Consider the following 25,911-nt stretch of genomic DNA (forward strand, 5'->3'; position numbering starts at 1 on the left):
AGCCCCGACCATTGAATGGACGGGGCCTGGTTCAGCTCAACTTCGAGTTAGAAGTGGAAGCTGGTGGTCAACAGGGCGGTACGGCCTGCGGCCTGGCTGGCGAAATGCGCAGCGTAGGCTTTGTCGTAGTAGGTCTTGTCGGTCAGGTTTTGTACGTTCAGTTGCAGGTCGATGTTTTTGGTCAGCTTGTAGCTGGCCATTGCGTCGTAGCGAGTGTAAGCCGGCACGTAAACGGTGTTGGCCGTGTCGCCGTAGACTTCGTCAACATAGAACGCGCCGCCGCCGATGGTCAGCTTTGGCATCACTTCATAGGTTGTCCACAGGCTGAAGCTGTTTTTCGGAGTGTTCGGCATTTCGTTGCCTTTGTCCGAAACCGCTGCGGTATTGATAGTGCCGTTACGGTTGGCTTTCTGGCCTGGATCAACCAGCTCGCTTTTCAGGTAGCTGTAGCCTGCAAACACTTGCCATTTGTCAGTGATTTTACCGCTGGCAGACAGTTCCAGACCGTCAACGCGGGATTCACCGGCGTTTTCGTAGGTGAACGAGTCAGTCAGGACGCGAGTGTTTTTCTTCTCGGTACGGAAGATGGCTGCTGTCAGCGACAGGCGATCGTGGAACACGTCCCACTTGGTGCCCAGTTCGTAGTTGACGGTTTCTTCCGGCTTCAGGTCGCTGGTGATGGTGCTGCCTGGGGCAACCAGGCCGTTGCCTTCAACGCCTTCACCCACCACGCCGCCTGGCGGGGTAGCCGAGGTCGCGTAGGACAGGTAAACGCTGCCGTTATCCAGTGGCTTCCAGACCAGGCCGGTCTGCCAGTTGAAGAAATGGCTGTCGTTTGAGGCCTTGGTACGACCGCTCGCCGCATTGGTATTGGCGGTGGTGCTGAATGCGTCGTAACGCAGGCCGGCGTTCAACAGCCACTTCGGATCAAGCTCGATGGTGTCGAATACGTAGGCAGCTTTGGTCACACCCACGGTGTTGGTGCCGTAGTAGTTACGCGCTTCAGTACCGGTCCACACATCGTTCGGGTTCGGGTTGGACAGCGAGGTGCACTGGCCGCCGCTGTTACCGACTTTATCCGGTGTACAGTTGGGGTTGCTGTTCGGGGTCACGGTGTAACCGCTGGCCCGAGTCTCTTCACGAGTGAATTCAACACCTGTGGAGTAGTTGTTCTTGAAACCCATGACCTGGAAGTTGCCGAACAGATCGGTCTGGTTGGCAGTGGTTTCAGTGGTCGAAACCCGGGTGTTGGCGCGACGCCATACGGTACCGTACTGGTTGACGTTGTGCTGGCTGTCGTCCGGCTGGGTGAGAATGTAGTCCTGGCCGGTGTTGCCGTGACGGAAGGTGTTTTTCAGGGTCATCGCATCGTTGAAGTCATGCTCGAACGAGATGGTGCTGATGTCCACGCGGGTCTTGCGGAAGTCACGGTCTTTCAAGCCGTAGAAGTTTTTGCTGTCGCCGCCATCGTCCGGTTTGTCGTGGGCGTGAACAGCGGTCTTGGAGCTGTTGCTGTAGCCGTATGGAATGCCCGAGTCCGGCAGGTCGTTGCTTTCCAGGTGGTAATAGCTGACGTTCAGGCGGTTTTCAGTGCCCAGGCCGAAGGTCAGCGATGGCGCTACGCCCCAGCGGTCGTAGTTGACCGACTCACGGCCAGCGACATTCTGCTCGTGGCTCATCAGGTTCAGGCGGAACGCTGCGGTGTCCAGGAACTGGCGGTTTACATCCAGGGTGTAGCGGCGGGTCTGGTCGGAGCCGTAGGTGAAGCCGCCGTTGAGGAAGTCACCCGCCTTGGCGGTCTTGCTCACCATGTTCAGGCTGCCGCCAGCCGAGCCACGACCACCAAAGGTGGAGTTCGGGCCTTTGCTGACTTCGATCGATTCGATGTCGAAGATTTCCCGGGTCTGGCCGCCAGCATCGCGCACGCCGTCCAGGTACATATCGGATTGTGCGTCAAAACCACGGATAAATGGACGGTCGCCCTGTGGGTTGCCGCCTTCGCCTGCGCCGAAGGTGATGCCCGGTACGGTGCGCAATGCATCCTGCAGCGAAGTGGCTGCGGTGTCCTGCAGCACTTGCTGTGGGATCACGGTGACAGAGCGCGGGGTATCTACCAGGGGCGCTGTGTATTTTTGGGAGCTGGCTTTTTCGGTTTGATAAGACTGCTCGGTCTGTTCACCGGTAACTGTGGTCGCGCCAAGGGAAATACTGCTGCCCTGTGCCTTGCTGTCAGTGCTCTCGGCAGCCTGAACCATATGGCCTGCCGAGGTCGCGGTAATCGCGACACCGATGGCCGAAGCCAGTAAACGCGGTGAGCTGACGGGTATTTTTATTTGTTGGCGCGACATTTGAAGATCCCTTCCCCCAGAATTTGAGCCGCGAAATATATGGCAAACAATTCTGACTATCAATTGAGAGGCATTACTATTTGCGCTGAATTTACATTCTTTACAAATTGCCTTTACGGTTTTTTCACACTCGTTCGTCTACAGGTCTCTTAACAAAGTTTTACACAGACAATAAGAATCAATACCATTGCCATCCCTTTGCTATCAGGTATTGCGTCATGTTGCTGCATATCCCCGGCTTGTTCTCCCGTGAAGAGGTGCAGCGCATCCGTGAGGCACTGCAGCAGACGCAATGGGCTGACGGTAAAATCACCGCCGGCTTTCAATCGGCCAAGGCCAAGCACAATCTGCAACTGCCCGAAGACCATCCCCTCGCCAAGGAGATCGGCGCGGCGATGGTAGACAGGCTGTGGAAAAATCCGCTGTATATGTCGGCGGCCCTGCCACACAAGGTCTTCCCGCCGTTGGTGAACTGCTACACCGGGGGCGGCAGTTTCGACTTCCATATCGACAATGCCGTGCGCCAGCCCAAGGGCAGCCCTGAACGGGTGCGTACTGATCTGTCGGCGACCCTGTTTTTCAGTGACCCCGAGGAGTACGACGGCGGCGAACTGGTGATTCAGGACACCTATGGTGTGCAGCAGGTCAAACTGCCTGCTGGCGATATGGTCTTGTACCCCGGTACCAGTTTGCACAAGGTCAATGCCGTTACCCGTGGGGCACGTTTTGCGTCGTTCTTCTGGACTCAGAGCCTGGTACGCGAGGACAGTCAGCGCACGTTGCTGTTTGAAATGGACGGCGCGATCCAGCAACTGACCCGTGACGTTCCTGATCATCCATCGCTGATCCAGCTCACCGGCACTTATCACAACCTGTTGCGTCGCTGGGCCGAGGTGTAATTCATGAGCTTTCAATTACGCCGCGAAGAAGTACTCAATGGTGACCAGCTGAGCGCCATGTTGAGCGAGAACCCGGCCAAAGCGGCCCAGGCCATTTTGATGGCGGCCAAAGAGGGCATCGTCGATGGTCAGGCGTTGCTGGGGCAGATCCTGCTCGACGGCCAGGGCATCGAGCGCGACCCGGTGCTGGCCAAGCGCTGGTTTCAGATTGCGGCCAATGCCGGCCACTTGATGGCCCGCAACATGCTGGGTCGCTGCTGGGAGCATGGTTGGGGCGGGCCCGTCGACTGCACCCTGGCAAGCCTGGAATATCGACAAGCCGCTGAAGCTGGACTGGATTGGGCGCTCTACAACTACGCCAACTTGCTCGCTACCGGTCGCGGCGTAACCCAAGACCAGAACGCGGCGTACCAGCTGTACCGGGTGGCGGCACAGGCGGGCCATGCCAAGTCGATGAACCTGCTGGGGCGTTACCTCGAAGAAGGCGAGCATTGCCCGGCCGACAAAGCCGAGGCCTGTCTCTGGTACGAGCGCTCGGCACGCGGCGGTGATTTTCGTGGCCAGTTCAGCCATGCCTCGGTACTGGCCGAAGACGGCAATATTGATGACGCGTTGCGCTGGTTCGAGCGTGCCCTGAATGGCGGCAATCTGAACTTCTTGCGGGTCACCCTGGGCACCCTGCTAGAGGCTCGGGAACCCCGTATCCGGGCACTGAGCGCTGCCTGGCAAGTGCGTATCGATGCCTTGCAGGGCAACAACGGCTGACCGTGATTACACCGTCAAAGGTAATGCTCGTACGCGGCTTTCAAGCGTGTCCTAGCCAATAACTGTTTATTCGGGGAATTATTCATTTTTATTTTTGTCCCGGTCTTACAGGTACTCGGGTAGTTCTGTTATTGATGGATGCTCTTTGAGAAGTGATGCTGTTCGAACAGGATCATTTTTTAAAGGGAATTAATATGCAGGTTGATAATAAGGCGTTCAGCAACAGTGCTGAAGAGGCCAGATCGCTTGAGAAAATGAGCGCTCTGGAAGCGGCTATCTATTTGCCATCGCATTATATTCAAATGCTGGCCGGTGAAAAAGATTCCGCTGTTTCAAAGGAAGAATTGGGTTTTATTATCCGGCGCAGTGATATTCACAGTGTTCGAGCCTATGTGAGTGAGTCACGCAAGTTACCCGTGGATTACAACAAGATTGTGGCCTGGTTTGGCCTGGACACTACAAGTATTCCGGGGCTAGAACCCGCCAGTATTCAGTCTTTTCATCAACGCGTCGTGCAGCATGCCGGCAGCTGGTCGGCGCTCGAGCGGGAAACAAAGGAACTTGCTCGCCAACTGAACCGGTTCTCGGACAGTTTCATTACCCATGCCAATGGCATCATTGAGTTAATAAACAGGCTGGATTCCGATCGGCTGTTCTCTGGTGGGCTGGACGATCTGACGGCCGCGGAAACCGCGCAGTTGGCTGATGGGCTTAGCTCTACAGAGCTCAAGGCAGTCACCATCATGCGCGAACATGTAAAGTCGATCAAAAGCAGCACCGAGTCCTATATAAAAAGAGCCTACGCAGTGGGGGCATTGGCGGCCGAGTTTGAGCGCGTCCTGTCCGATGAATTGACTCATGAAGTCAATGCCAAACTGGATGCCTATGCCAAAGCGGGCCTTTCCAGGGACCGTGAAACACTGACTGCGCGCATCAAAGAGCTGGACAGCGAAATCGAGCGATTGATAAGGGATTACAGGTCTCAGGTTTTGTACGGGCACTCAGGGATTTTTCTGGGGCCTATCGGCTTGGCTGTCACAGGCGGGATATTCGGGGTAAAGGCCGAAGCAATACGCACACGAAAAAACAAACTGATTGCCGAGCGTGACATTGCCAGGCAAGGCAGCCAGGAGCAAGAGCAACTCGCGATGGTGCTGGATGCCACCCAGCAGCGTTTTACCGACTTGCGCAGTCGCATGCTGGGAGCGGAAGAGGGCGCCAAGCGTCTGGCGCAAGTATGGAGCTATATCAGTAACTACCTGGATGAAGTTGATCATGAATTGGGGTACGTGGATTCTTTTGGTCGCTTATACAAACTTAAAGTTGATTTTGCACAGCTGCTGAATCCGTGGAAGCGTGTTAAGGATTACAGCGTGCAAATATCCAATGCATTTAATGAGATTATTGAAAAGCGTATTTGAAAAGGAAGTCACAATATGAATGCGGGCGTCGATGAAGTGGAGTATGAAACCCCTGATATGCCAGGTGTTTTCAGCGGGCTAAAAAAGTTTAATGCTGTGGCGGTCAGTCATGAATACGATTTTATTCCATCGTTGCAGGAGCGTTTAAGCCTGGCGGCCAGATGCTTGAGTCGTGGTGCGCGCAGTATTGTCGACAAGGTGCGTAGCCTTGAAGTAATGGTGGACAGTGCGGGTTTTGATGAACTGGCGGAACAATGGGCAGCCATTCACACTCATGGCCCATTAACGCCAGAGGCTCGCACCTCTGCAATCCATATTCTGAATGAAACTTTCACTCAGCGAAGCCGGCGCCTGGTGAGTGCTGTTGCGGCGGCCAAAGCGCAAATAGCATTGCGTACTGCCGAAGGCGAGGGACTGAATCTCGAACACTATTCCGATCCGCTGCTGGCGTATGACGTGGCCAAGCTGGATGAACTGGAGCAACAGGCGATTACGCTGCAACTGGAAGAAGATCAATTGCGTGCGGACAAACAGGTTGTTGTCGCGGCTCTGGAGATCCTTCAGTCCAGGACCTGGCTTGATCATGCAAGGGATTTGCTGCCTGGTATTGAACAAATTCAGGTACTTGTGACAACAGCTGCAGTGGGAAAGGTCGAGGCGGATGTGGTGACTGCCGCCATTGAGCGTATAACGCAGTATCTGGGTTTTATTGACAGTGGGTACAGGATGTTTTCGCTGATTGAAGCGCGCAACAAAATCACCGACAAACTGGCTGATTTGAGCATGCGTAAATCCAGGGACAAGTCAGACAGGCGCGTGCTCAAGGAGCGCGCTGAAAAAATAAGGCGTCACGCAGAGCTGGTTGAGGCGCGGGCGTACTGGGTCGACAACATGAAGCGGATTGCCAACGGGTTGACCGTGTTTTCCACTCGGGTCAATGCAGCCATTGATGCAAATGAGCACTCGATGGTGCAAGCCTCGGCAGAGCTGGCTGGTTTTCTGCGTTTCTTACGGCACATCAGCCGATAGGGGCTGCCCCCCGCACGCTTGCGCGGGGGGCCAGTTGTTACAGGTAGAACGATTTCAGCGGCGGGAAGCCATTGAACTCAACGGCGCTGTAGCTGGTGGTATAGGCACCGGTCGACAACCAGTACAGGCGATCGCCGATGGCCAGGTTCAGGGGCAGGCCGTATTTGTAGTTTTCGTACATGATGTCGGCGCTGTCACAGGTTGGGCCGGCGATGACCACTTCTTCCATCTCGCCTTTCTTTTCAGTCCAGATCGGGAACTTGATGGCTTCGTCCATGGTTTCGATCAGACCAGAGAATTTGCCCACGTCGGTATACACCCAACGCTCGACGGCGGTGCGCGATTTACGTGCGACCAAAACCACTTCACTGACCAGGATGCCTGCGTTGGCGATCAGCGAACGGCCCGGTTCCAGAATGATTTCTGGCAGGTCGTCACCGAAGTCTTCTTTCAGGAAACGAATGATTTCTTCGGCGTAGGTTTCCAGGCTGTTGGTACGGGTGATGTAGTTGGCCGGGAAGCCGCCGCCCATGTTGATCAGCTTGAGGACGATGCCGTCTTCTTCTTTCAGACGCTCGAAGATCACCTTGACCTTGGCGATGGCTGCGTCCCACACGCTAATGTCACGTTGCTGCGAACCTACGTGGAACGAAATGCCGTAAGGCACCAGGCCCAGGTCACGGGCCAGAATCAGCAGGTCCATGGCCATATCGGTCTGGCAGCCGAATTTTCGCGACAGAGGCCAGTCAGCGGTGGTCGAACCTTCGGTAAGGATGCGCACGTAAATCTTGGCGCCCGGCGCGGCCTTGGCAATGTTGCGCAAGTCGGCTTCGGAGTCGGTGGAAAACAGACGCACGCCTTTCTCGTAGAAATAACGAATGTCTTTGGATTTCTTGATGGTGTTGCCGTAGCTGATGCGGTCCGGGCTGACGCCGCGGTCCATGACTTTATCCAGCTCATAGATCGACGCGATATCGAAGCTCGAACCTTTGTCGCGCAGCAGATCAATGATTTCGACGGCCGGGTTGGCCTTCACCGCGTAATACACCTTGGCGAATTCGAAGCCTGCGCGCAGGTCATCGTAAGCCTTGCTGATCATGGCGGTATCGATCACCACGAACGGTGTTTCCTGGGTGTCAGCGAACGCCTTCATTTTGTTGAAGGTGTCGCGCGCGTAATAGTCTTCGACCTGGATCGACATGCTGGGGAACTCCTGTGGCAAACGTCATCAATAAATGGGTGCAGCTGAACATCCTCCGTATCCCCACTTTGGTTCGCCTACTTCCCAAGGCATGTCCGCCGAAAGCAAATAAGGTAAATGGACCTTGCTGTCTCGTCGTCAGTACTTGAGCCGGATGGATCGTTTCCAGCATGGATGTTCGGCGCGAACTTTAGGGCGTGACTGCGCTTAGATCAACAAAAAATGTCGCAATTTTATAAGCCTTCGTCGTGGGGCCAAAGTGAGCCATTTAAGTAACCGACCTTGATGACGGTGTGATGTTCCCCCGGTGGCTTTTTTGGCCGTTGCCAAACAGACGAAGCCCGCCATTTGGCGGGCTTCGGTAGTTGCATGTTGAAGCAGGGCTTACCTTGGGGGAAGGAACAGGCCAGGTCTCAAAATGCAGTACTCAGGGTCAACGACAGGCTGCGCGGATCACCGTATATGGCGCCAGCGTAGAAGCCGTAGCGGGTGTAGTAGGTTTTGTCGAAGAGGTTGTTGGCGTTCAGGGTAACGGCCGTATCTTCGGTGAGGTCGTATTTGGCCATTGCGCTCCAGATGGCATAACCTGCCCAGGTCACATCGGTGGGGCCGCGGCTTACACCGTCTGTGGGAATGCCTGCCGGAGTAGAGGTGGCGCGAATGCTGGTTTGCGCGGTGACACCGGTACCCACGGTCAAGCGATCAAGAGCACCCGACAGGCGGTAGGTGGTTGAAGCCTTGAACAGGTGCGACGGGTCACTTTGGCCGTCGGCGTTAAGGCGACGAAAGTGCAGATAGGTGTAGCCACCGTAGACATTCCAGTTGGGCGTCAACGCGCCGGAGACTTCGAGGTCGATACCTTCTGTCTCTACGCCGGTGCCGGTCGTGTAGGCCTGGGCTCCGGTGGGCGTCAGGTTGGCGCCATCGGTCACTGCCTTGTTTTCCTGGCGGGTCAGGAAGTAGGCCGCTTGCGCATTGACCTGACCGTCAAACCATTCCCCTTTAATACCGGTTTCATAACTCTGGCCGCGAATCGGCTCGAGCTTGTTGCCGCTGGCGTTTTCTTCGCTTTGAGGGCTGAAGATATCGGTGTAGCTGGCGTACAGCGAGTAGGTGTCGTTGAGGTCATACACCGCCCCCAGGTAAGGCGTGACGATACCGTTTTGTTGCTGATTGCTGCGCACTCCGGCGGTCGACACCGTGGTGCTGCTGTAATCGCTGATGCGCGCGCCCAGGATCACCGACAACGGATCGGTAATGCTCAGGCGGGTGGCCGCATACATGCCTTGCAGGCGGGTGGTGGTTTTGCTGTGCAGGCCGGTTTTGTAAGCGTTGATCCGGTAGTCGCTATCGACCCCGTTGTGCCAGTCGGTAATCGGGAAACCGTTGTTTGCCCGGAACTGGCACCCCAGCGCGCTAGGGCTGGTGCGGTCATCGCTGACCATATTGCAACGATATTGAGGTGACCAGGCGACGGTGCGACTGTCGTTGTAGCCGAACATGGCCTGGTGGGTGCGTCCGAACAGGCTGAAAGGTCCGGTCACGTCGACTTGTGCCGATTGCTGGGTCGTGTCGGTGGAGCTGTGCAGGCCATTGAGAATGGCCCCGCTACCATCCTGGTTCCAGTAACCGCCGAATGCGCCGCCACCTTTGGAGTTGACCTTGGCCAGCCCGCGGTGATTCAACGCATCGGTGGTGCTTTGCGCCGCTTTGACGTTGAGCGTCCAGTCATTATCAAAGCGATGCTCCAGCGAGCCGAACGCTGTACGCGTGGTGTACTCACCAAAACTCCAGCTGGGCACCACGTTGGTGCTGCGCGGCAAGCTTGTTTTACTGCCATCGCCGTACCAGATAGGGATGTTCGCGCCCCAGCCGCCGCCCACGATCTTGTAGTACTCATATTGATAGCCGGCACCGAGGGTCGTGGCATCCGTCAGGTCAAACTCGACATTGGCCAGCGCGGCCCGCGAACGCTCGGACTGTTGATCGCGGAAAGAGTTGGCGTCCTCTTGCGTCATGACCAGACGAGAGCGCAATCGGCCATCTTCAGACAAGGGCAGGTTCAGGTCAGCGCCCAGGCGTCGCTTGTCCCAACTGCCATAGGTGGCGTATGCACTGCCGCCGAACTCGTAGCCAGGGCGTTTGCGGATCAGGTTGACGGTGGCCGATGGGTCGCCGGTGCCGCCCAGCAGGCCATTGGCGCCGCGTACGATGTCGATACGCTCGTACATATCCATGTTCAGCGAGCTGCCTGCGCCACTGAAGTCCGAGCCGCCCTGAAACTGCAGGCCGTCGGTTTTCCAGTTGGTAATCGGATAGCCGCGTGCGCGGTACTCGGTGCGTCCGCCCACTTCTGACTTGCTCATGGTGACGCCGGGTGCGCTGTCCAGCGCTTGCTCGATATTGGTGATCTGGCGGTCTGCCATTTGTTCCTGGGTGATGGTGGTGACCGATTGTGGCGTTTGGCGCGGGGTGAGTTTCATGCCCGTGGAACTGGTGGTGCTCTTGACGGTGTAACCCAGTTGGCCGGTGTTTTCATCGGCTGATGGCTGGGTACCTTCGACATTCAGGGTGTCCAGTTCAATCGTCCCCGCTATTGCCGGTTGGCTGGCCAAGCCGACCATGGCGCTGAGGCTGATAGCGGCCATGAGCGCGGCCTGGTTGCGGGGTGCATTTCGGCGAGCCGGGGTGGTTAGCATCAAAGGTCGTGCTGAGAGATCCGTCATCATGCCCTGCGTTGTCATTGGTAATACTTCGTATTTGCAGATAATGTTTGGTAGCATTTTAGGTATCACGCCGTCAGGCACTATTACGGATATGTGTGGGTATGTAATGGAATGTAATGAGCGCCACGTTTTACCCACGTCAAAACCTCCCGTGGCCGCCAAAACGCTGTTGGTGGTGGATGACGATGATGAAATTCGCGAGTTGTTATGTGATTACCTGAGTGAGAACGGCGACCATGTGCTGGCAGCAGCCGATGGCCTTGAGATGTGGGCGCAGTTGGAGCGCCAGGCTGTCGATCTGGTCGTGCTGGACGTCATGCTGCCGGGAGAAGACGGCCTGAGTCTGTGTCGCCAGCTTCAATCGCGCCCCGGCCTTAGCGTGATCATGCTTTCCGCCAAGGGATCAGCGCTGGATCGCATCATTGGCCTGGAGGTTGGTGCCGACGATTATTTGACCAAGCCTTTCGAGCCCCGTGAGCTGGTGGCCAGAATCAAGGCGGTGCTGCGCCGGCAAGCACGGGCCGAGCCCATCGCGGATCGCCCGGTCACGACCCACCGCGACTTCGTCGGCTATCGCCTCGATTATGTAAAGCGCCTGTTACACACCCCGGCTGGCCAGACCCTGACCTTGCCGCGCTCCGACTTCAGGGTGTTGCGTGATTTGCTCCAGGCCCGTGAACAAGTGTTGTCGCGTGATCAATTGACACTCAGTGCGATGGGACGAGAATACTCGCCCGACGACCGCTCGATCGACATGTGCATCAGCCGTCTGCGCCAGCATTTCAAGGAGGGGCACGTCCAGATACTGACCGTGCGTAATGAAGGTTACCTGCTAAGTGTCTACAGCCCTGAAGCGGCGGTTTAACCAGGTGCGCGATGCTCTGGTGCGGGGGGTGATGCGCCTGTGGCCCAAAACCCTGTTCGGCCAACTGACGCTGATTCTGGTCAGCGGCACGCTGGCTATTCAATTGTTGTCGAGCAGCATCTGGTTCGATGTGCGCTATGCGCAAGTCCTCGAAGCGCCTGTCCGGTTGATGGCCAGCCGAACGGCACAATTGATTAACCAAGACCGTTGCATTGCGGGGCAACCCCAGACAGCACCGGCCAATTACACGGCCAGGTGCCTGGCCACGAAACCCGATACTCAACCCGGCAATGATCGCGCGGCCCGACGCACGGCCTTGCTGTTGAAACAGGCACTGGCGTATGAGTTGGGCTACGCGCCAGCGATTGAGATGATAGAGGTCGACCTGACCGATGCATCCGGTCAGCCGCTGGTCTGGCGCAGCCTTTTTGGCCTGCAAACGGCCACCGCCCATGTGGATTTCGCCGTGCCCCTGGCCGATGGTCATTGGTTGAGCATCGAGGGGCACGAGTTGCAGGGCTGGAGCGGCGAGTCAGCATGGGCGTTAATTGCCGACTACATTCTGCGGGTCTATGTGGTGCGAATTATTGGCGTCATAGGGATGTGCTGGCTGGCTGTGCGACTGTGCCTGCGCCCTCTAAAACGGCTCAGTGACGCCGCCAATGCGTTGGGCGATAACCTTGATCAGACGCCGTTGGCGATTGAAGGGCCTCTGGAAGTCCGCCAGGCCGCCCAGATGTTTAACACCATGCAGAAACAGATTGTCGCGATGGTCAATGACCAGAGTTTTTTTCTGGCGGCAGTGTCCCACGATCTGCGAACGCCCTTGACCCGCATGCGTTTACGCATTGAGCGGTTGAGCGATCTCGATCAGCGTGAGCGCTTAAAGCAAAACATTTATCAAATGGACAAGATGATTACTCAGGTACTCGTCTATCTGCAGAGTGCCAACCAACACACATGCCAGTTTATTGATCTCGACAGCGTATTGCGCAACCTGTGTACCGAGTTGTCGACACCCGCCGAGCCATTGCCTGTCAGCGGCCGGGGCGGGATGCTCTACGCAAACGGCGTGTTGCTGCACCGTTGCTTGCAGAATTTGCTGGTGAACGCGCAGGCCTATGCCCGGGAAATAACGATTGAGGTCGAGCGCTCGTCAAGCGGTGTGACGTTGCGAGTCAATGATCGCGGGCCTGGTATAGCGCAATCTGTTCTGCATTCAGTCACCGATCCGTTCGTACGTGCGGATACCTCACGCAATGATCAATCTGGCGGTTTTGGACTGGGGCTTAGTATCGCCAGGCGTATTGCCGTCAGCCATAAGGGCAGCCTGGTGCTTGGCAATCGTGAAGGGGGAGGTTTGACCGCCTGTATTTTCTTGCCGCTCAGGGAGGGTGAGGGCGCAAGCGCTCAGGCAAAGGCTTGAGAGCAACTCAACACGTCGGAACTTCAAAAGCCTTGACCCGGGGGGTAGGGAGATCTATTTGAGTCACCGACCTTGATGCCGAGCTGATGTACCACACTTCATGAATCGAGCCGCCACGGTTTGGCCCTTGTCGCCGAATCTGGGAGCTCTAGCATGGGCTGACCATTAGAAGGAGCAGCCTCATGTTCGCCGGTTTTAACACAGTACAGCGCCAGGTCAATGGCGTGCAGATTGCCTTCCGGGTCGGCGGTCACGGGCCGGGGTTGCTGTTGATTCACGGGCACCCGCAGACGCATGTGATCTGGCACAAGGTTGCCGGGCAATTGGCCGAGCACTTCACAGTGGTCGTGGCCGATTTGCGTGGCTACGGTGACAGTGAAAAGCCCGAAGCGGTAGCCGACCATAGCAACTACAGCAAGCGTGAAATGGCCCGTGACTCGCTGAGGCTGATGAGCAGCCTGGGTTTCGAGCAGTTTTCGGTACTGGCCCATGACCGTGGCGCGCGAGTTGCCCATCGTCTGGCGATGGACCATCCGCAGGCGATTACCCGCCTGGTCATGCTCGACATTGCGCCGACGCTGGCCATGTATGCGCAAACCAATGAGGCCTTTGCCCGTGCTTACTGGCACTGGTTCTTCTTGATTCGCCCGGCGCCGTTGCCTGAACGCCTTATCGAGGCCGATCCTGAGCAGTACCTGCTCAGCGTGATGGGCAGCCGCAGTGCGGGCTTGCAACCGTTTACGGCCCAAGCGCTGGCTGAATACGTGCGCTGCATCAAACTGCCGGGCGCGGCGCGGGGGATCTGCGAAGACTATCGTGCCAGCGCCGGGATTGACCTTGAGCATGACCGCGAGGACATTGCCGCAGGTCGGTATTTGAATATGCCCGTGTTGCTGTTGTGGGGCGCGGAGGGCACGGTGGGGCGTTGTTTCGACCCGCTTGGCGAATGGCAGAAAGTCGCGACCGATGTGCGTGGCCAGGCGTTGCCGTCCGGGCACTACATTGCCGAAGAAGTCCCTGAACTGCTGCTTGAACATGTGCTGCCTTTTCTGCGCTGAGCTATTCTGTACGCTCTTGCCGCCAAGCCGCTCATGACCATGCCGCCAATAAAATACAGTGCGCCGTTGCCTGAAGACCTGCGGGTCTTCCTCACGGTGGTGCGCAAAGGTGGCTTTGCCGCAGCGGCAGAAGAGCTGGGGTTGTCTCCAGCCTATGTCAGCAAACGTATTCAAATTCTCGAAACTACCCTGGGCAGTCGCTTGCTGCATCGCACCAGCCGCCGTATCGCGCTGACCGATGACGGCGAGCGGGTGCAGCGCTGGGCGGTACGGATTCTGGATGATGTTCAGCAGCTACAGGATGAGCTGTCCGAAGCGCATTCGGCCCCGCGTGGACGCTTGCACGTATGCAGTACTTTCGGTTTTGGCCGCAACCATGTGGCGCCTGCCATTTCGTTGCTGGCCGAGCAGTACCCCGAGCTGGAGATTCGCCTCGACGTATTTGATCGAGTGGTGAATATCGTCCATGAAGGCTTCGATCTGGAGATTCATGTGGGCGATGACATTCCGGGCCAGCATATCGGGCGCCGGCTGGTGACCAACAATCGCGTGTTGTGCGCTTCCCCTGACTACCTCAAGCGCCGGGGTGTACCTCAACATCTGGAAGACCTGGGGCAGCACGATTGCCTGGTGCTTAAAGAGCGCGACAACGCGTTTGGCATCTGGCAACTGCAAGGCCCGGAAGGCGAAGCCAGCGTGCGCGTCAGCGGGCCGTTGTCGTCTAACAGTGGCGAGATAGTGTTGCAGTGGGCACTGGACGGGCGTGGCGTGTTGCTGCGCTCGATGTGGGATGTCAGGCCACTGCTGGAACAGGGCAGGTTGGTGCAGGTACTGCCTGAATACTGGCAAAGCGCTGACGTGTGGGCGGTGTACCCGACACGGCTGGCTAACTCGGGCAAGCTGCGGGTGTGTGTGGAGTTTTTGCAGAAGCAGTTGGGGCGGTTGTGACCTCTGCCGTGAGGGCGCTTTTCAGCTCAACCAAGGGTTGGCCTGCAAGTGCCGCTCTTGGAACTCGCGAATCTGCCGACTGCGTTGCAAGGTGCTGCCAATGGCATCCAGTCCCTGCAACAGCGCGGTTTTACGCAGACCGTCGATCTGGAACTCAACCGTTGAACCATCGGCCAGACAAATGCTTTGGCTCGGCAGGTCAACGGCAATTTCAGCCGTGTCTGCGTGGCTGACAGTGTGCCCTAGCGCCTGCACCTGCGCCTCTTCCAGGGTAATCACCAACACCCCGTTACGCTGGCAGTTGTCATAAAAGATCCCGGCGAAGCTGCTGCCAATCAAGGCCCGGATACCGAGTTGCTTCAATCCCCAGACTGCATGTTCCCGGCTGGAGCCACAGCCAAAATTCGGCCCGGTGACTAAAAAGCGTGCCTCTTTCCAGCCCGGCTGATTAAGGACGAACGCCGGGTTCGGCTCGCCCGAAGGCAGGAAACGCAGGTCAAAAAACAGACCGCGATCCAGTCCGTTGCGATCAATGCCTTTAAGAAACTGCTTGGGCATGATCACATCGGTATCGATGTTGGCCGCGAGCATCGGTGCTGCCTTGCCGCTGACGGTGGTGAAAGGTTGCATGCTCAGACTCTCCCTGACAGTTGGCGAACGTCGACCAGATGGCCGGTAATGGCGGCGGCCGCGACCATCGCCGGGCTCATCAAGTGGGTGCGTGCCCCGGCGCCCTGGCGGCCTTCGAAGTTGCGATTGGTACTGGAGGCGCAGCGGTCGCCGGGGGCGAGTACGTCATCATTCATGGCCAGGCACATGGAACACCCTGACTGGCGCCACTCAAAACCGGCGTCGATAAAGATCGCGGCCAACCCTTCGGCCTCGGCCTGATCACGCACCTGAGTCGACCCCGGCACGATCATCGCCCGCACATGCGTGGCCACTTTCTGGCCGCGCACCACCTGTGCGGCGTCACGTAAATCTTCAATGCGGGCGTTGGTGCACGAACCGATAAAGGCATGGCTGATCACCACTTCATTGAGCGGCGTGCCAGCCTCCAGGCCCATGTAGTTCAAGGCCCGGCGCATGTCCTGACGCAAGATCAAGTCGCTGATCGCCTGCGGGTCCGGCACGCGGCTGCCAATGGCGGCGGCCTGATCGGGGCTGGTGCCCCACGTGACCATCGGTTGCAGGTCAGTGGCGTCCACTTGCACCTCTTGATCGAACTGCGCGTCGGGGTCGCTATAAAGCAGGCACCAATGCTCAACCGCTTGTTCCCACAACTCGCCTTGTGGGGCACGGGGTTTGTCTTTGAGGTAGGCGTACACCTTGTCATCGGGCGCCATAAAAGCACCGCGGGCACCGGCTTCCACGGCCATGTTGCAGATGGTCATGCGCGCTTCGACGCTCAATGCATCGATGGTCGAGCCGGTAAATTCAATGGCATAGCCGGTGGCGCCTGAAGCGCCGATTTTGGCGATCAGGGCCATGATCAGGTCTTTTGACGTCAGCCCCAGGCCCAGCGCGCCCTGGACGGTCACTCGCATGCTTTTCAGACGTTTGTAGACCAGTGTCTGAGTGGCCAGCAGGTGCTCGATTTCAGAGGTGCCGATACCAAAGCCGAAGGCACCCAGCGCGCCATAAGTCGTGGTGTGACTGTCGCCTGCGGCGATCACCATGCCGGGCAGGATGAAGCCTTGCTCGGGGGCGATAACGTGTTCGATCCCTTGGCGCTGGTCGAGCACATCGAACAGCTCGATGCCAAACTTTTCGCAGTTCTGTTGCAGATACGACACCTGCAAAGCGCCGCCTGCATCGGCCATGGCGGCCACGCGCACGGGGGCGGTCGGGTTCACATGGTCAACCACCGCCAGGGCGGTTTCCGGACGCCACACTTCGCGCCCGGCTTCACGCAAACCACTGAAGGCTTGCGGGCTGGTGTATTCGTTAATGACCTGACGGTCTATGTATAGCAAGACGTGACCTTGATCATCGAGCGCGCACACGGTGTGCGCATCAATGTGCTTGTCGTAGAGGGTTTTGGCATGGGGCATGGTGATGGCTCGCAGCGGGAGGCGTGCGAACCATCATAAGGACGCGGGGAGCACCATCAATGGCGATGCAGTGATGGCTCAGAACATGATTCGTGTTGGATACAACAGGTTGTAGCCGCTGCCGCAGGCTGCGCAACCCGGCGCAGTCTGCGGCAACGGCTGCAGGGTCAAGCGGAAGCTATTTCAGCCGGTGAAACAATGCTGGTCTTGGCGCCACGCGAACGACCCGAACTCAGGTACGCCGCAATCGATTCTTGCGTCACCTCACCCTGGAACACGCGTTCGGCGTCCATCACCGGCAACCACGAGCGGTTGAACTCGTACATGCGCGACAGCAGGATGCGCAAATGCTCTTCCGACGCAGCGGTCGCGGTGAACTCCCGCAGGAACTGGCCACAGGTGCCTGTCTGACGATGCAGGTCACGACGACGTACATACCCCAGTGCCTTGTTGTCGGCACAGGTGACCACCACATAGCGACGGTCCAGTTCGTCCATCAGTTCCAGGGCTTCGGCCACCGGGGTTTCCGGGCTCACCGATGGCGCGTTGTCCGCGGCATCTTCGGCCTTGACCAGCAGCAGGCGCTTGAGGGTGCTGTCCTGGCCGACAAAGTTGCTCACGAAGTCGTCCGCCGGGTGAGCGAGCAGGGTATCCGGGTGGTCCATTTGCAACAGTTTGCCGCCACGGAAGATGGCGATCTTGTCGCCCAGTTTGATCGCTTCGTCGATGTCGTGGCTGACCATGATTACGGTCTTGTTCAGCGCGCGCTGCATCTCGAAGAATTCGTTCTGGATCATCTCGCGGTTGATCGGGTCCACCGCACCAAACGGTTCATCCATCAGCAGCAGCGGCGCATCGGCCGCCAGGGCGCGAATCACGCCGATTCGTTGCTGCTGACCACCAGACAGTTCGCGCGGATAACGGTTGAGGTATTGCTTGGGCTCCAGCTTGATCATGCTCATCAGTTCGCGGGCACGGTCATGGCACTTTTGCTTGTCCCACCCCAGCAGGCGCGGAACGATGGTGATGTTCTCCTCGATGGTCATGTTGGGGAACAGGCCGATCTGCTGGATCACATAACCAATATTGCGACGCAGGGTTACCGGGTCGAGGTCAGTGGTGTCTTCGCCATTGATAAGGATCTTGCCCGACGTGGGCTTGATCAGACGGTTGATCATTTTCAGCGTGGTGCTTTTGCCGCAGCCCGAAGGCCCGAGGAATACGCAGATTTCGCCTTCATTGACGGTCAGGTTTACCGAGTCCACGGCCTTTACATCTTTGCCGTTGCTTTGGAATGTTTTGCTGAGGTTTTGAAGTTCGATCATTTGAGCAGTCCTTTTGGAGTCAGCGAGCGTTGCAGCCATTGCAGAAGCAGGTCGGCGATGATGGCCAGAACACTGACCAACACGGCGCCTACGATCAGCATCGACATGTCGCTACGGCTGATTGCAGCAAGAATAAGTACACCCAGACCACCGGCACCGATGGTGGCGGCAATGGTCATGACGCCGATGTTCATGACCACGGCGGTACGCACACCGGCCAGAATCACCGGCACGGCGATGGGCAGTTCAACCATGCGCAGGCGCTGGCTGAAGGTCATGCCGATACCGCGAGCGGCTTCGCGAATCCCCGGTTCCACGCCGGTGAGGGCCAGGAAGGTGTTACGCATGATCGGCAGCAGTGAGTACAAAAACACGGCGGTAATGGCCGGCATAGGGCCAAGGCCCTGGCCGAACTTCGAGTAGAACGGCAGCAGCAGGCCGAACAGGGCAATTGAAGGAATGGTCAGCAGCACCGTGGCGCTGGCTTGCAGCGGGCCGGCCAGCGACGGAAAGCGTGTCATCAGCACGCCCAGCGGCACGCCGATCAGGATTGCCAGAATCACGGCAATGCCGACCAGGGTGATGTGCTGCAAGGTCAGATGCAGAACAAGCGACCAGTCCATGTGGGAAAAGGCGTTTAAAAATTCCATGTCTTCTCCTCTTTTCAGTTCAGTGGATGCTGGCGCAGAAAGTCTGCGGCGACTTTGGACGGGCTTTCGTGGTTTACATCGACCCGGGCGTTGAGTTGACGCATGGTTTCATCGTCAAACAGATCGGCCAGTGGCTTGAGCAGCCCCGCAAGGTCGGGGTGCTGATCCAGGTAGGCCTGACGCACTACCGGCGCGGCGGTGTAGTCCGGGAAGTAGTGCTTGTCGTCTTCAAGCAATTTGAGATTGAAGGCGCTCAAGCGACCGTCCGTGGTGTAGACCAGTCCGGCAAACACCTGGCCGTTTTTCAGCGCGGTGTAGACCAGCCCGGCGTCCATCTGGCGGATATTGCGACGGGTCAGGTCCATGTCGTAGAGCTTGACCATACCCAGCAAGCCGTCGGAGCGGTTGGCGAACTCGGTGTCCAGGGCCACCAGCGCATTTTTGTTGTCCGGTTCGCGCATTGCCTTGTTCAGGTCGCTGATGCTGTTGATGCCCGGAAACGCTTCGGCCACCTTTTGTGGCAGTGCCAGCGCATAGGTGTTGCTGAACTTGGACGGATGCAGCCAGACCAGTCCTTGTTTAGCATCGACCTCTTTTACCCGGTCGTAGGATTGCTGGCTGTCGAGTTTGTCGGTGATGTGGTTGTAGGCCACCAGCGAAACGCCGGTGTATTCCCACACCATGTCCAGTTGCCCCGACTCCTGGGCCGAACGCGCCAGGCTGCTGCCCAGCCCGCCGGTGACCTGAGCGTTATAGCCCTTGCTGTTGAGGTATTGCGAAGTGATTTCCGCGAGCAGGGTTTGCTCGGTAAACACCCGCGCCCCAATGCGAATCAAGGGTTTTTCCGCAGCCTGGGCAATTCCTGCACACAGCAGGATGCAGCCTAGTAAAAAGCTAATTTTTTTCATGGTTATTCCTTTGCTCAGCCAGACCTTAAGCAGGTCGCAGACCGCGTTCCAACCACTGGCGGCTGATGAGTATCACCAGGCCGTCGAGCAGCAGTGCCAGCAGCGCAGTACAGGCGGCGCCGAGGATCAGTTGCGGCTGATTGTTGAGGGCAATGCCTGGAAAAATCAGGCTGCCCAGGCTGTTGGCGCCGATCAGGAACGCCAGCGGGGCGGTACCGACGTTGATCGCCAGTGCCACGCGCACACCGCCCATGATGATGGGCACGGCGTTGGGCAACTCGACCCGCCACAGCACCTGGCGCGGGGTCATGCCGATACCGACGGCGGCTTCCTTGAGCGAACCCTGGACGTTTTTCAAGCCTTCGTAGGTATTGCGCACAATGGGCAGCAACGAGGCGAGAAACAGGGCGAAGATGGCAGGGCCGCTACCGATGCCCAGGAAACCCAGGGCAATGGCCAGTACCGCCAGAGGAGGCACGGTGTTGCCGATGTTGAAGACTTGCATGAAGCGTTCCGCACGTCCGGCCATTGAAGGTCGACTGAGGAAAATGCCGGCAGGTATCCCTACAAGGAGGGCGGCGAGCATTGAAGCGAGTACCAGGTACAGGTGGGCTTGCAGGTAGAACAACAAATCATCTTGATAGTGTTCGATAGTGCTGATGCCGATCCAGTGGACCAACAGGGCCAGAAGCGCGATAACGACCGCGCATCCTATAAGCCCTTTTCCATAGCGATTCGCCATAGACGGACTCCTTTTTTTTCAGTCGGCGAACACATCGTCGTGTGGCAAGGCCATTCCTGGCTGCCGGCAATATGTTCGCGAAGAGCAACAGGTGGTGGCGAAAATGCGCCCTCAACACCTGTCATTAGCGCAGCCTCGTCAGGCTAACTTGCTGATATTTCAGCCCCTGACGCTTTGTCGTATCAGGAGAGTGGACGCCTCCACTGTTTAAAAGGTTCACATTTTTTACGGCACATTGCCACCCTTGTCCGACGAGCCACGGTTCCAACGGTGGCTGTAGGCGCCTGATTTGAGCTATAATCCGCGCCCTTTTTTGAATCAATCGTCAGGCGATTTCCCATGACCAACCAGGCCGCCGAAGTCGCGAAACGCCGCACTTTCGCCATTATTTCCCACCCCGATGCGGGTAAGACCACCATCACCGAAAAGCTCTTGCTGATGGGTAAGGCGATTGCTGTCGCCGGTACGGTGAAATCGCGAAAGTCCGACCGCCATGCCACCTCCGACTGGATGGAAATGGAGAAACAACGGGGTATTTCGATTACCACGTCGGTCATGCAGTTCCCGTATCGCGACAACATGATCAACCTGCTCGACACCCCGGGCCACGAAGACTTCTCCGAAGACACCTACCGCACGCTGACCGCGGTCGACTCGGCGCTGATGGTCCTCGACGGCGGTAAGGGCGTTGAGCCACGTACCATCGCCCTGATGGACGTGTGTCGTCTGCGTGACACGCCAATCGTCAGCTTTATCAACAAACTCGACCGCGATATTCGCGACCCGATCGAGTTGCTGGACGAGATCGAAGCGGTCCTGAAAATCAAGGCGGCGCCGATCACCTGGCCGATCGGCTGCTACCGCGACTTCAAGGGTGTCTACCACCTGGCAGACGACTACATCATCGTCTACACCGCCGGTCATGGGCATGAGCGCACCGAAACCAAAATCATCGAAAAGCTCGATTCCGATGAAGCCCGTGCCCACTTGGGTGACGAGTACGATCGTTTTGTTGATCAACTGGAACTGGTTCAGGGCGCTTGCCATGAATTCAACCAGCAGGAATTTCTCGACGGCCAGTTGACCCCGGTGTTCTTCGGTACCGCACTGGGCAACTTTGGTGTCGACCATGTGCTCGACGCGGTAGTTGACTGGGCCCCGAAGCCGCTGGCCCGTGTTGCCAACGAGCGTACCGTCGAGCCGGTTGAAGAGAAATTCACCGGTTTCGTGTTCAAGATCCAGGCGAACATGGACCCGAAACACCGCGACCGTATCGCCTTTATGCGCATTTGCTCGGGCAAATACGAAAAGGGCATGAAAATGCGCCATGTGCGCACCGGCAAAGATGTTCGTATCGGCGATGCGCTGACGTTCTTCTCCTCCGAGCGTGAACAGCTCGAAGAGGCTTTTGCGGGTGATATCATCGGTTTGCACAACCACGGCACCATCCAGATCGGTGACACCTTCACCGAAGGTGAGAGCCTGAGCTTCACCGGTATTCCGCACTTTGCCCCGGAACTGTTCCGTCGCGTACGTCTGCGCGATCCACTCAAGTCCAAGCAATTGCGCCAGGGCTTGCAGCAACTGGCCGAAGAGGGCGCCACCCAGGTGTTCTTCCCGGAGCGCAGCAACGACATCATCCTGGGCGCCGTGGGTGTGCTGCAGTTCGACGTGGTCGCCAGCCGCTTGAAAGAAGAATACAAAGTGGAATGCTCCTACGAGCCGATCACTGTGTACTCGGCTCGCTGGATTGATTGCGACGATAAGAAGAAGCTCGAAGAGTTCAGCGTCAAAGCTGTGGAAAACTTGGCCGTGGACGGTGGCGGTCACCTGACCTATCTGGCTCCGACCCGCGTCAATCTGGCGTTGATGGAAGAGCGCTGGCCGGATGTGAAGTTCCGCGCAACCCGTGAGCATCACTAAACACTTCGGTGTCTGGTTGAAATAAAGCGAAGCCCTTGGGCTTCGCTTTTTTTTGCCCGCGAACTTTATAGTCGCTGCCGAAGGCTGCGATCGCGCCCGAAGCAATTTACGACTGCTACGCAGCCGGACGTAGCCTCGGGCTGCTCGTCAACGGCTACAAGTGAGCGTATGGCCCACCACACAGTATCGACAAACGCGGCTGCGTTACTCCGAATGGGTATATCCCAGCCTGTGAGTTTCTGGAAAAGCTGAAAGGGGCGAACTAGGTTTAAAGGGTGCTTTTCTCATAACAGGATGGAAATCGCGATGAAGCTTTTTCAACGCATTGTGCTGTTGCTCAAGGTGCTGGTGCTGCTGACGGTGAGTGCCTCGGCGGCTTGGGCGAGCAACCCGCTGAGCAGCACGGGGGCCGGGTTTTCAGTAACAGGCGTGCCGGGGCCGACAATTCATGCCATCTACAAGTCGGATTCCGAACCTGGGGACCAGGGGCAGGGCGGCAGTTCGGGGGATGATGACCAGACCGATGGTGATGGCGGCGGTGACGGTGGGGATAACGGCGATGAGGGCGATGAAGGCGATAGCCAGACGTAATGCATTACCTCTATGTGTAGCCGCTGCCGAAGGCTGCGTTCGATTGCGAAGCAATCGTAAAACCTGAGCTTGCGGTATGTCTGTTACTCCGCGGGCCTCGATTTTACGACGGCTGTGCCGCCGAACGCAGCCTTCGTTCCTCGGCAGCTGCTACGGGTCGTGTTTAGCTCTGCAAAAACTGCTCCGCGTGATGGCAGGCAACCTGGCGGTTGTCGAGCAGGCGCAGTACAGGTTCGTCTGTGCTGCACAACTCGGTCGCATACGGGCAGCGCTTGTGAAAGGCGCAACCTGATGGCGGGTTCAGCGGGTTGGGCAGCTCGCCGACGATCTTGATTTTTGGCTTGAGCGGATCGGGGTGGATCGTCGGCGTGGCCGACAGCAGCGCCTGGGTGTAGGGGTGCAACGGCCGGGTGTAGATCTCCTCCTTGGGGCCCATCTCTACCGGGCGACCGAGGTACATCACCAGTACCGTGTCGGCCACATGCCGCACCACCGCCAGGTTGTGGGAAATGAACACGTAGGCAGTGTTGAACTCCTGCTGCAAATCCATAAACAGGTTAAGCACCTGCGCCTGGATCGAAACGTCCAGCGCCGAAGTTGGTTCGTCCGCCACCAGCACCTTGGGTTGCAACATCATGGCCCGGGCCAGGGCGATACGCTGGCGCTGGCCCCCCGAGAACATATGCGGGTAGCGCTGGTAATGCTCGGGGCGCAAGCCGACCTGTTTCATCATGGCCTGGACTTTTTCGCGGCGCTCGCTGGCGCTCAGGCTGGTGTTGATGAGCAGTGGCTCGGCCAGTTGATCGCCGATTTTCTGCCGCGGGTTGAGCGAGGCGTAGGGGCTCTGGAACACCATCTGCACGTCTTTGCGCAGTTGTTTGCGCTCGGCCTTGTTGGCCCCTGCAACTTCTTGCCCGGCAATTTTCAGCGAGCCCGAGGAGGGCTCTTCAATCAAGGTCAACGCGCGGGCCAGGGTGGATTTTCCGCAACCGGACTCTCCCACCACGGCAAGGGTTTTACCGGCTTCCAGTTCAAATGACACGCCGTTGAGTGCGCGCACCAGCGCATGGCCTTTGAACATGCCACGGGATACTTCGTAGTGACGGGTTAGGTCGCGGGCGGTAAGAACAACAGTCATTACGCCACCTCCTGATTCAAGGGGAAGAAGCAGCGCACCTGGCTGTGAGCCTGTTGCTCCAGCGCAGGACGTTGTTGACGACATTGCTCTTGTACATACGGGCAGCGCGGTGACAGCAGGCAGCCTTTGGGCCGGTCATAGCGACCGGGCACGATGCCGGGCAAGGTCGACAGACGGGCAGCACCCATGCTGTGTTCCGGGATCGCAGCCAGCAGCGCCTCGCTGTACGGGTGCGCGGGCACATCAAACAGCCCCGGCACGTTGCCGACTTCCACGGCCTGGCCGGCGTACATCACGCATACCCGCTGGGCGGTTTCGGCGACTACGGCGAGGTCGTGGGTAATCAGCACCAGGCCCATGTTCTGTTCGCGTTGCAGGCTCAGCAGCAGGTCCATGATCTGCGCCTGGATGGTTACGTCCAGGGCCGTGGTAGGTTCGTCGGCGATCAGCAGTTTGGGTTCACCGGCAATCGCCATGGCAATCGCCACGCGCTGGCTCATGCCGCCTGACAGTTGGTGCGGGTAGGCGTCCATGCGGCTGGCAGCCCCCGGGATTTCAACTTTTTCCAGCAGCTCGATGGCTCGTTTGCGCGCTGCCTTGGCGGACATTTTCAGGTGCAGGCGCAGCACTTCCTCGATCTGGAAACCCACGGTATAGCTGGGGTTCAGTGCGGTCATGGGGTCCTGGAAGACCATCGCCATGTCCTTGCCGACGATCTGGCGGCGCTGACGCGCGCTGAGGGTCAGCATGTTCTTGCCGTCGAAGGTCAGCGCGTCGGCGCTGACGATACCAGGGTGCTCGATCAGGCCCATCAGCGCCATCATGGTCACGGACTTGCCCGACCCCGACTCACCGACAATTGCCAGTACTTCGCCTTTATCCACAGACAGGCTCAGGCCGTCTACCACCGGCACGGCCGTAGCGTCGCCAAAACGGACATTGAGATTCTTGATTTCTAACAGTGACATGGGAATCTCCTCAGGCGGCGTTCTTGAGTTTCGGGTCCAGCGCATCGCGCAGGCCGTCGCCCATCAGGTTGATTGCCAGCACGCTGAGCAAAATGGTCAAGCCAGGCAGGCTGACGACCCACCACGCGCGTTCGATATAGTCGCGGGCCGAAGCCAGCATGGTGCCCCACTCCGGGGTTGGCGGTTGTACGCCGAGGCCAAGAAAGCCCAGTGCTGCGGCGTCGAGGATCGCCGAGGAGAAACTCAGGGTGGCCTGCACGATCAGCGGCGCCATGCAGTTGGGCAGCACAGTGATAAACATCAGGCGCGGCAGACTGGCACCGGCCAGGCGGGCAGCGGTCACATAGTCGCGGTTCAGCTCGCCCATCACGGCGGCACGGGTCAGACGCACGTACGATGGCAACGACACCACGGCAATGGCGATCACGGTGTTGATCAGGCCAGGGCCGAGGATGGCGACAATCGCCACGGCCAGCAGCAAGGAAGGCAGGGCCAGCATGATGTCCATCAACCGCATGATGCCCGGGCCGAGAAGGCGCGGAAAAAAGCCGGCAAACAGGCCCAGGATCACGCCCGGAATCAGCGAGATGACCACAGACGACAAACCGATCAACAGCGACAGCCGTGAACCTTCGATCAGGCGTGACAACAGGTCGCGCCCCAGTTCATCGGTGCCCAGCAGAAATTGCCAGTTGCCGCCTTCCAGCCAGACCGGCGGGGTCAGCAGAAAGTCGCGGTATTGCTCACTCGGGCTATGGGGGGCGACCCACGGGGCGAAGATCGCGCAGAACACGATGATGGTCATGAAAATCAGACCCGCCACAGCGCCCTTGTTTCGGGAGAAGGCATGCCAGAATTCTTTGTACGGTGATGGATAAAGCAGGCTTTGATCCACTTCGGTCGTGCTTGGGGAGGTGCTCATGGTC

22 protein-coding genes are annotated in these 25,911 nt (G+C 58.0%); 10 read left to right on the forward strand and 12 right to left on the reverse strand.

The annotated features are described in order from the left end of the window. Positions 1 to 47 precede the first annotated feature (47 nt). A complete protein-coding gene (locus tag HBN79_RS13620; RefSeq protein ID WP_169916799.1) occupies positions 48 to 2,348 on the reverse strand; it encodes a TonB-dependent siderophore receptor in 2,301 nt (766 codons plus the stop codon). Between the two features lie 218 nt (positions 2,349 to 2,566). On the opposite strand from HBN79_RS13620, the gene HBN79_RS13625 reads away from it, so the two are divergent. The 4 genes from HBN79_RS13625 to HBN79_RS13640 all read left to right on the forward strand — a co-directional run bounded on the left by HBN79_RS13625 (position 2,567) and on the right by HBN79_RS13640 (position 6,462). Further along, entirely contained in the window at positions 2,567 to 3,247 is a 681-nt protein-coding gene (locus HBN79_RS13625) for a Fe2+-dependent dioxygenase (protein WP_095001596.1), read from the forward strand. Positions 3,248 to 3,250: 3 nt separating this feature from the next. Next, the gene (locus tag HBN79_RS13630) at positions 3,251 to 4,012 is read left to right on the forward strand and encodes a tetratricopeptide repeat protein (RefSeq protein ID WP_095018272.1); all 762 of its coding nucleotides are present in this window, start codon (positions 3,251 to 3,253) and stop codon (positions 4,010 to 4,012) included. 155 nt (positions 4,013 to 4,167) lie between these two features. Further along, positions 4,168 to 5,433, forward strand: coding sequence for an alpha-xenorhabdolysin family binary toxin subunit A (locus HBN79_RS13635; protein WP_238705498.1), 1,266 nt, complete (start codon positions 4,168 to 4,170; stop codon positions 5,431 to 5,433). Positions 5,434 to 5,448: 15 nt separating this feature from the next. After that, on the forward strand, positions 5,449 to 6,462 hold the full coding sequence (locus HBN79_RS13640; protein WP_169916800.1) for an alpha-xenorhabdolysin family binary toxin subunit B: 1,014 nt from the start codon (positions 5,449 to 5,451) through the stop codon (positions 6,460 to 6,462). 37 nt (positions 6,463 to 6,499) lie between these two features. Here HBN79_RS13640 and HBN79_RS13645 read toward each other — a convergent pair whose 3' ends face one another. Beyond that, the gene (locus tag HBN79_RS13645) at positions 6,500 to 7,663 is read right to left on the reverse strand and encodes a type III PLP-dependent enzyme (RefSeq protein ID WP_095001593.1); all 1,164 of its coding nucleotides are present in this window, start codon (positions 7,661 to 7,663) and stop codon (positions 6,500 to 6,502) included. Positions 7,664 to 8,076: 413 nt separating this feature from the next. Continuing rightward, complete coding sequence (locus HBN79_RS13650) at positions 8,077 to 10,311, reverse strand: TonB-dependent siderophore receptor (RefSeq protein WP_130871853.1); 2,235 nt, start codon at positions 10,309 to 10,311, stop codon at positions 8,077 to 8,079. A 184-nt stretch (positions 10,312 to 10,495) separates the two neighbouring features. Between HBN79_RS13650 and HBN79_RS13655 the strand changes: the two genes are divergently transcribed. From HBN79_RS13655 to HBN79_RS13670, 4 genes are all read left to right on the forward strand, one after another. Further along, complete coding sequence (locus HBN79_RS13655; RefSeq protein WP_169916801.1) at positions 10,496 to 11,254, forward strand: response regulator; 759 nt, start codon at positions 10,496 to 10,498, stop codon at positions 11,252 to 11,254. Between the two features lie 19 nt (positions 11,255 to 11,273). Further along, on the forward strand, positions 11,274 to 12,680 hold the full coding sequence (locus HBN79_RS13660; protein WP_169916833.1) for an ATP-binding protein: 1,407 nt from the start codon (positions 11,274 to 11,276) through the stop codon (positions 12,678 to 12,680). Positions 12,681 to 12,862: 182 nt separating this feature from the next. Further along, positions 12,863 to 13,738: an alpha/beta hydrolase gene (locus HBN79_RS13665; protein WP_138738112.1), complete on the forward strand. Its 876-nt coding sequence runs from the start codon at positions 12,863 to 12,865 to the stop codon at positions 13,736 to 13,738. 39 nt (positions 13,739 to 13,777) lie between these two features. Continuing rightward, a complete protein-coding gene (locus HBN79_RS13670; protein ID WP_198417404.1) occupies positions 13,778 to 14,686 on the forward strand; it encodes a LysR substrate-binding domain-containing protein in 909 nt (302 codons plus the stop codon). Positions 14,687 to 14,707: 21 nt separating this feature from the next. On the opposite strand, the gene leuD is transcribed toward HBN79_RS13670, so the two are convergent. The 6 genes from leuD to HBN79_RS13700 all read right to left on the reverse strand — a co-directional run bounded on the left by leuD (position 14,708) and on the right by HBN79_RS13700 (position 20,365). Then, a complete protein-coding gene (leuD, locus tag HBN79_RS13675) occupies positions 14,708 to 15,322 on the reverse strand; it encodes a 3-isopropylmalate dehydratase small subunit (RefSeq protein WP_169916834.1) in 615 nt (204 codons plus the stop codon). After that, entirely contained in the window at positions 15,319 to 16,740 is a 1,422-nt protein-coding gene (leuC, locus tag HBN79_RS13680; protein WP_169916802.1) for a 3-isopropylmalate dehydratase large subunit, read from the reverse strand. The genes leuD and leuC overlap by 4 nt, the downstream gene beginning before the upstream one ends. 167 nt (positions 16,741 to 16,907) lie before the next feature. Further along, a complete protein-coding gene (locus tag HBN79_RS13685) occupies positions 16,908 to 18,065 on the reverse strand; it encodes an ABC transporter ATP-binding protein (RefSeq protein WP_095001585.1) in 1,158 nt (385 codons plus the stop codon). Next, a complete protein-coding gene (locus HBN79_RS13690; protein ID WP_095001584.1) occupies positions 18,062 to 18,715 on the reverse strand; it encodes an ABC transporter permease in 654 nt (217 codons plus the stop codon). Before HBN79_RS13690 ends, HBN79_RS13685 begins: the two co-directional genes overlap by 4 nt. Before the next feature lie 14 nt (positions 18,716 to 18,729). Continuing rightward, on the reverse strand, positions 18,730 to 19,623 hold the full coding sequence (locus HBN79_RS13695) for a glycine betaine ABC transporter substrate-binding protein (RefSeq protein ID WP_095001583.1): 894 nt from the start codon (positions 19,621 to 19,623) through the stop codon (positions 18,730 to 18,732). Between the two features lie 25 nt (positions 19,624 to 19,648). After that, entirely contained in the window at positions 19,649 to 20,365 is a 717-nt protein-coding gene (locus HBN79_RS13700) for an ABC transporter permease (RefSeq protein WP_095001582.1), read from the reverse strand. A gap of 339 nt (positions 20,366 to 20,704) precedes the next feature. Between HBN79_RS13700 and HBN79_RS13705 the strand changes: the two genes are divergently transcribed. Both HBN79_RS13705 and HBN79_RS13710 read left to right on the forward strand, forming a co-directional pair. Then, on the forward strand, positions 20,705 to 22,288 hold the full coding sequence (locus tag HBN79_RS13705; protein ID WP_016779471.1) for a peptide chain release factor 3: 1,584 nt from the start codon (positions 20,705 to 20,707) through the stop codon (positions 22,286 to 22,288). Positions 22,289 to 22,594: 306 nt separating this feature from the next. Then, entirely contained in the window at positions 22,595 to 22,879 is a 285-nt protein-coding gene (locus HBN79_RS13710) for a hypothetical protein (protein WP_095024055.1), read from the forward strand. 163 nt (positions 22,880 to 23,042) lie between these two features. Here the strand turns inward: HBN79_RS13710 and HBN79_RS13715 are convergent, their stop codons facing one another. Genes HBN79_RS13715 through HBN79_RS13725 form a run of 3 tightly spaced genes read right to left on the reverse strand, consistent with a single transcriptional unit; the run spans position 23,043 to position 25,907 of the window. Continuing rightward, entirely contained in the window at positions 23,043 to 24,017 is a 975-nt protein-coding gene (locus tag HBN79_RS13715) for a peptide ABC transporter ATP-binding protein (RefSeq protein ID WP_095001579.1), read from the reverse strand. Beyond that, entirely contained in the window at positions 24,017 to 24,985 is a 969-nt protein-coding gene (locus HBN79_RS13720; protein WP_095001578.1) for an ABC transporter ATP-binding protein, read from the reverse strand. The genes HBN79_RS13715 and HBN79_RS13720 overlap by 1 nt, the downstream gene beginning before the upstream one ends. A gap of 10 nt (positions 24,986 to 24,995) precedes the next feature. Beyond that, positions 24,996 to 25,907, reverse strand: a complete 912-nt coding sequence (locus HBN79_RS13725) for an ABC transporter permease subunit (protein WP_095001577.1) — start codon at positions 25,905 to 25,907, stop codon at positions 24,996 to 24,998. Positions 25,908 to 25,911: the final 4 nt, after the last annotated feature.

The sequence above is a fragment of the Pseudomonas sp. WS 5051 genome (genome assembly GCF_012985715.1).
Classification (GTDB): Bacteria; Pseudomonadota; Gammaproteobacteria; order Pseudomonadales; family Pseudomonadaceae; genus Aquipseudomonas; species Aquipseudomonas bubulae.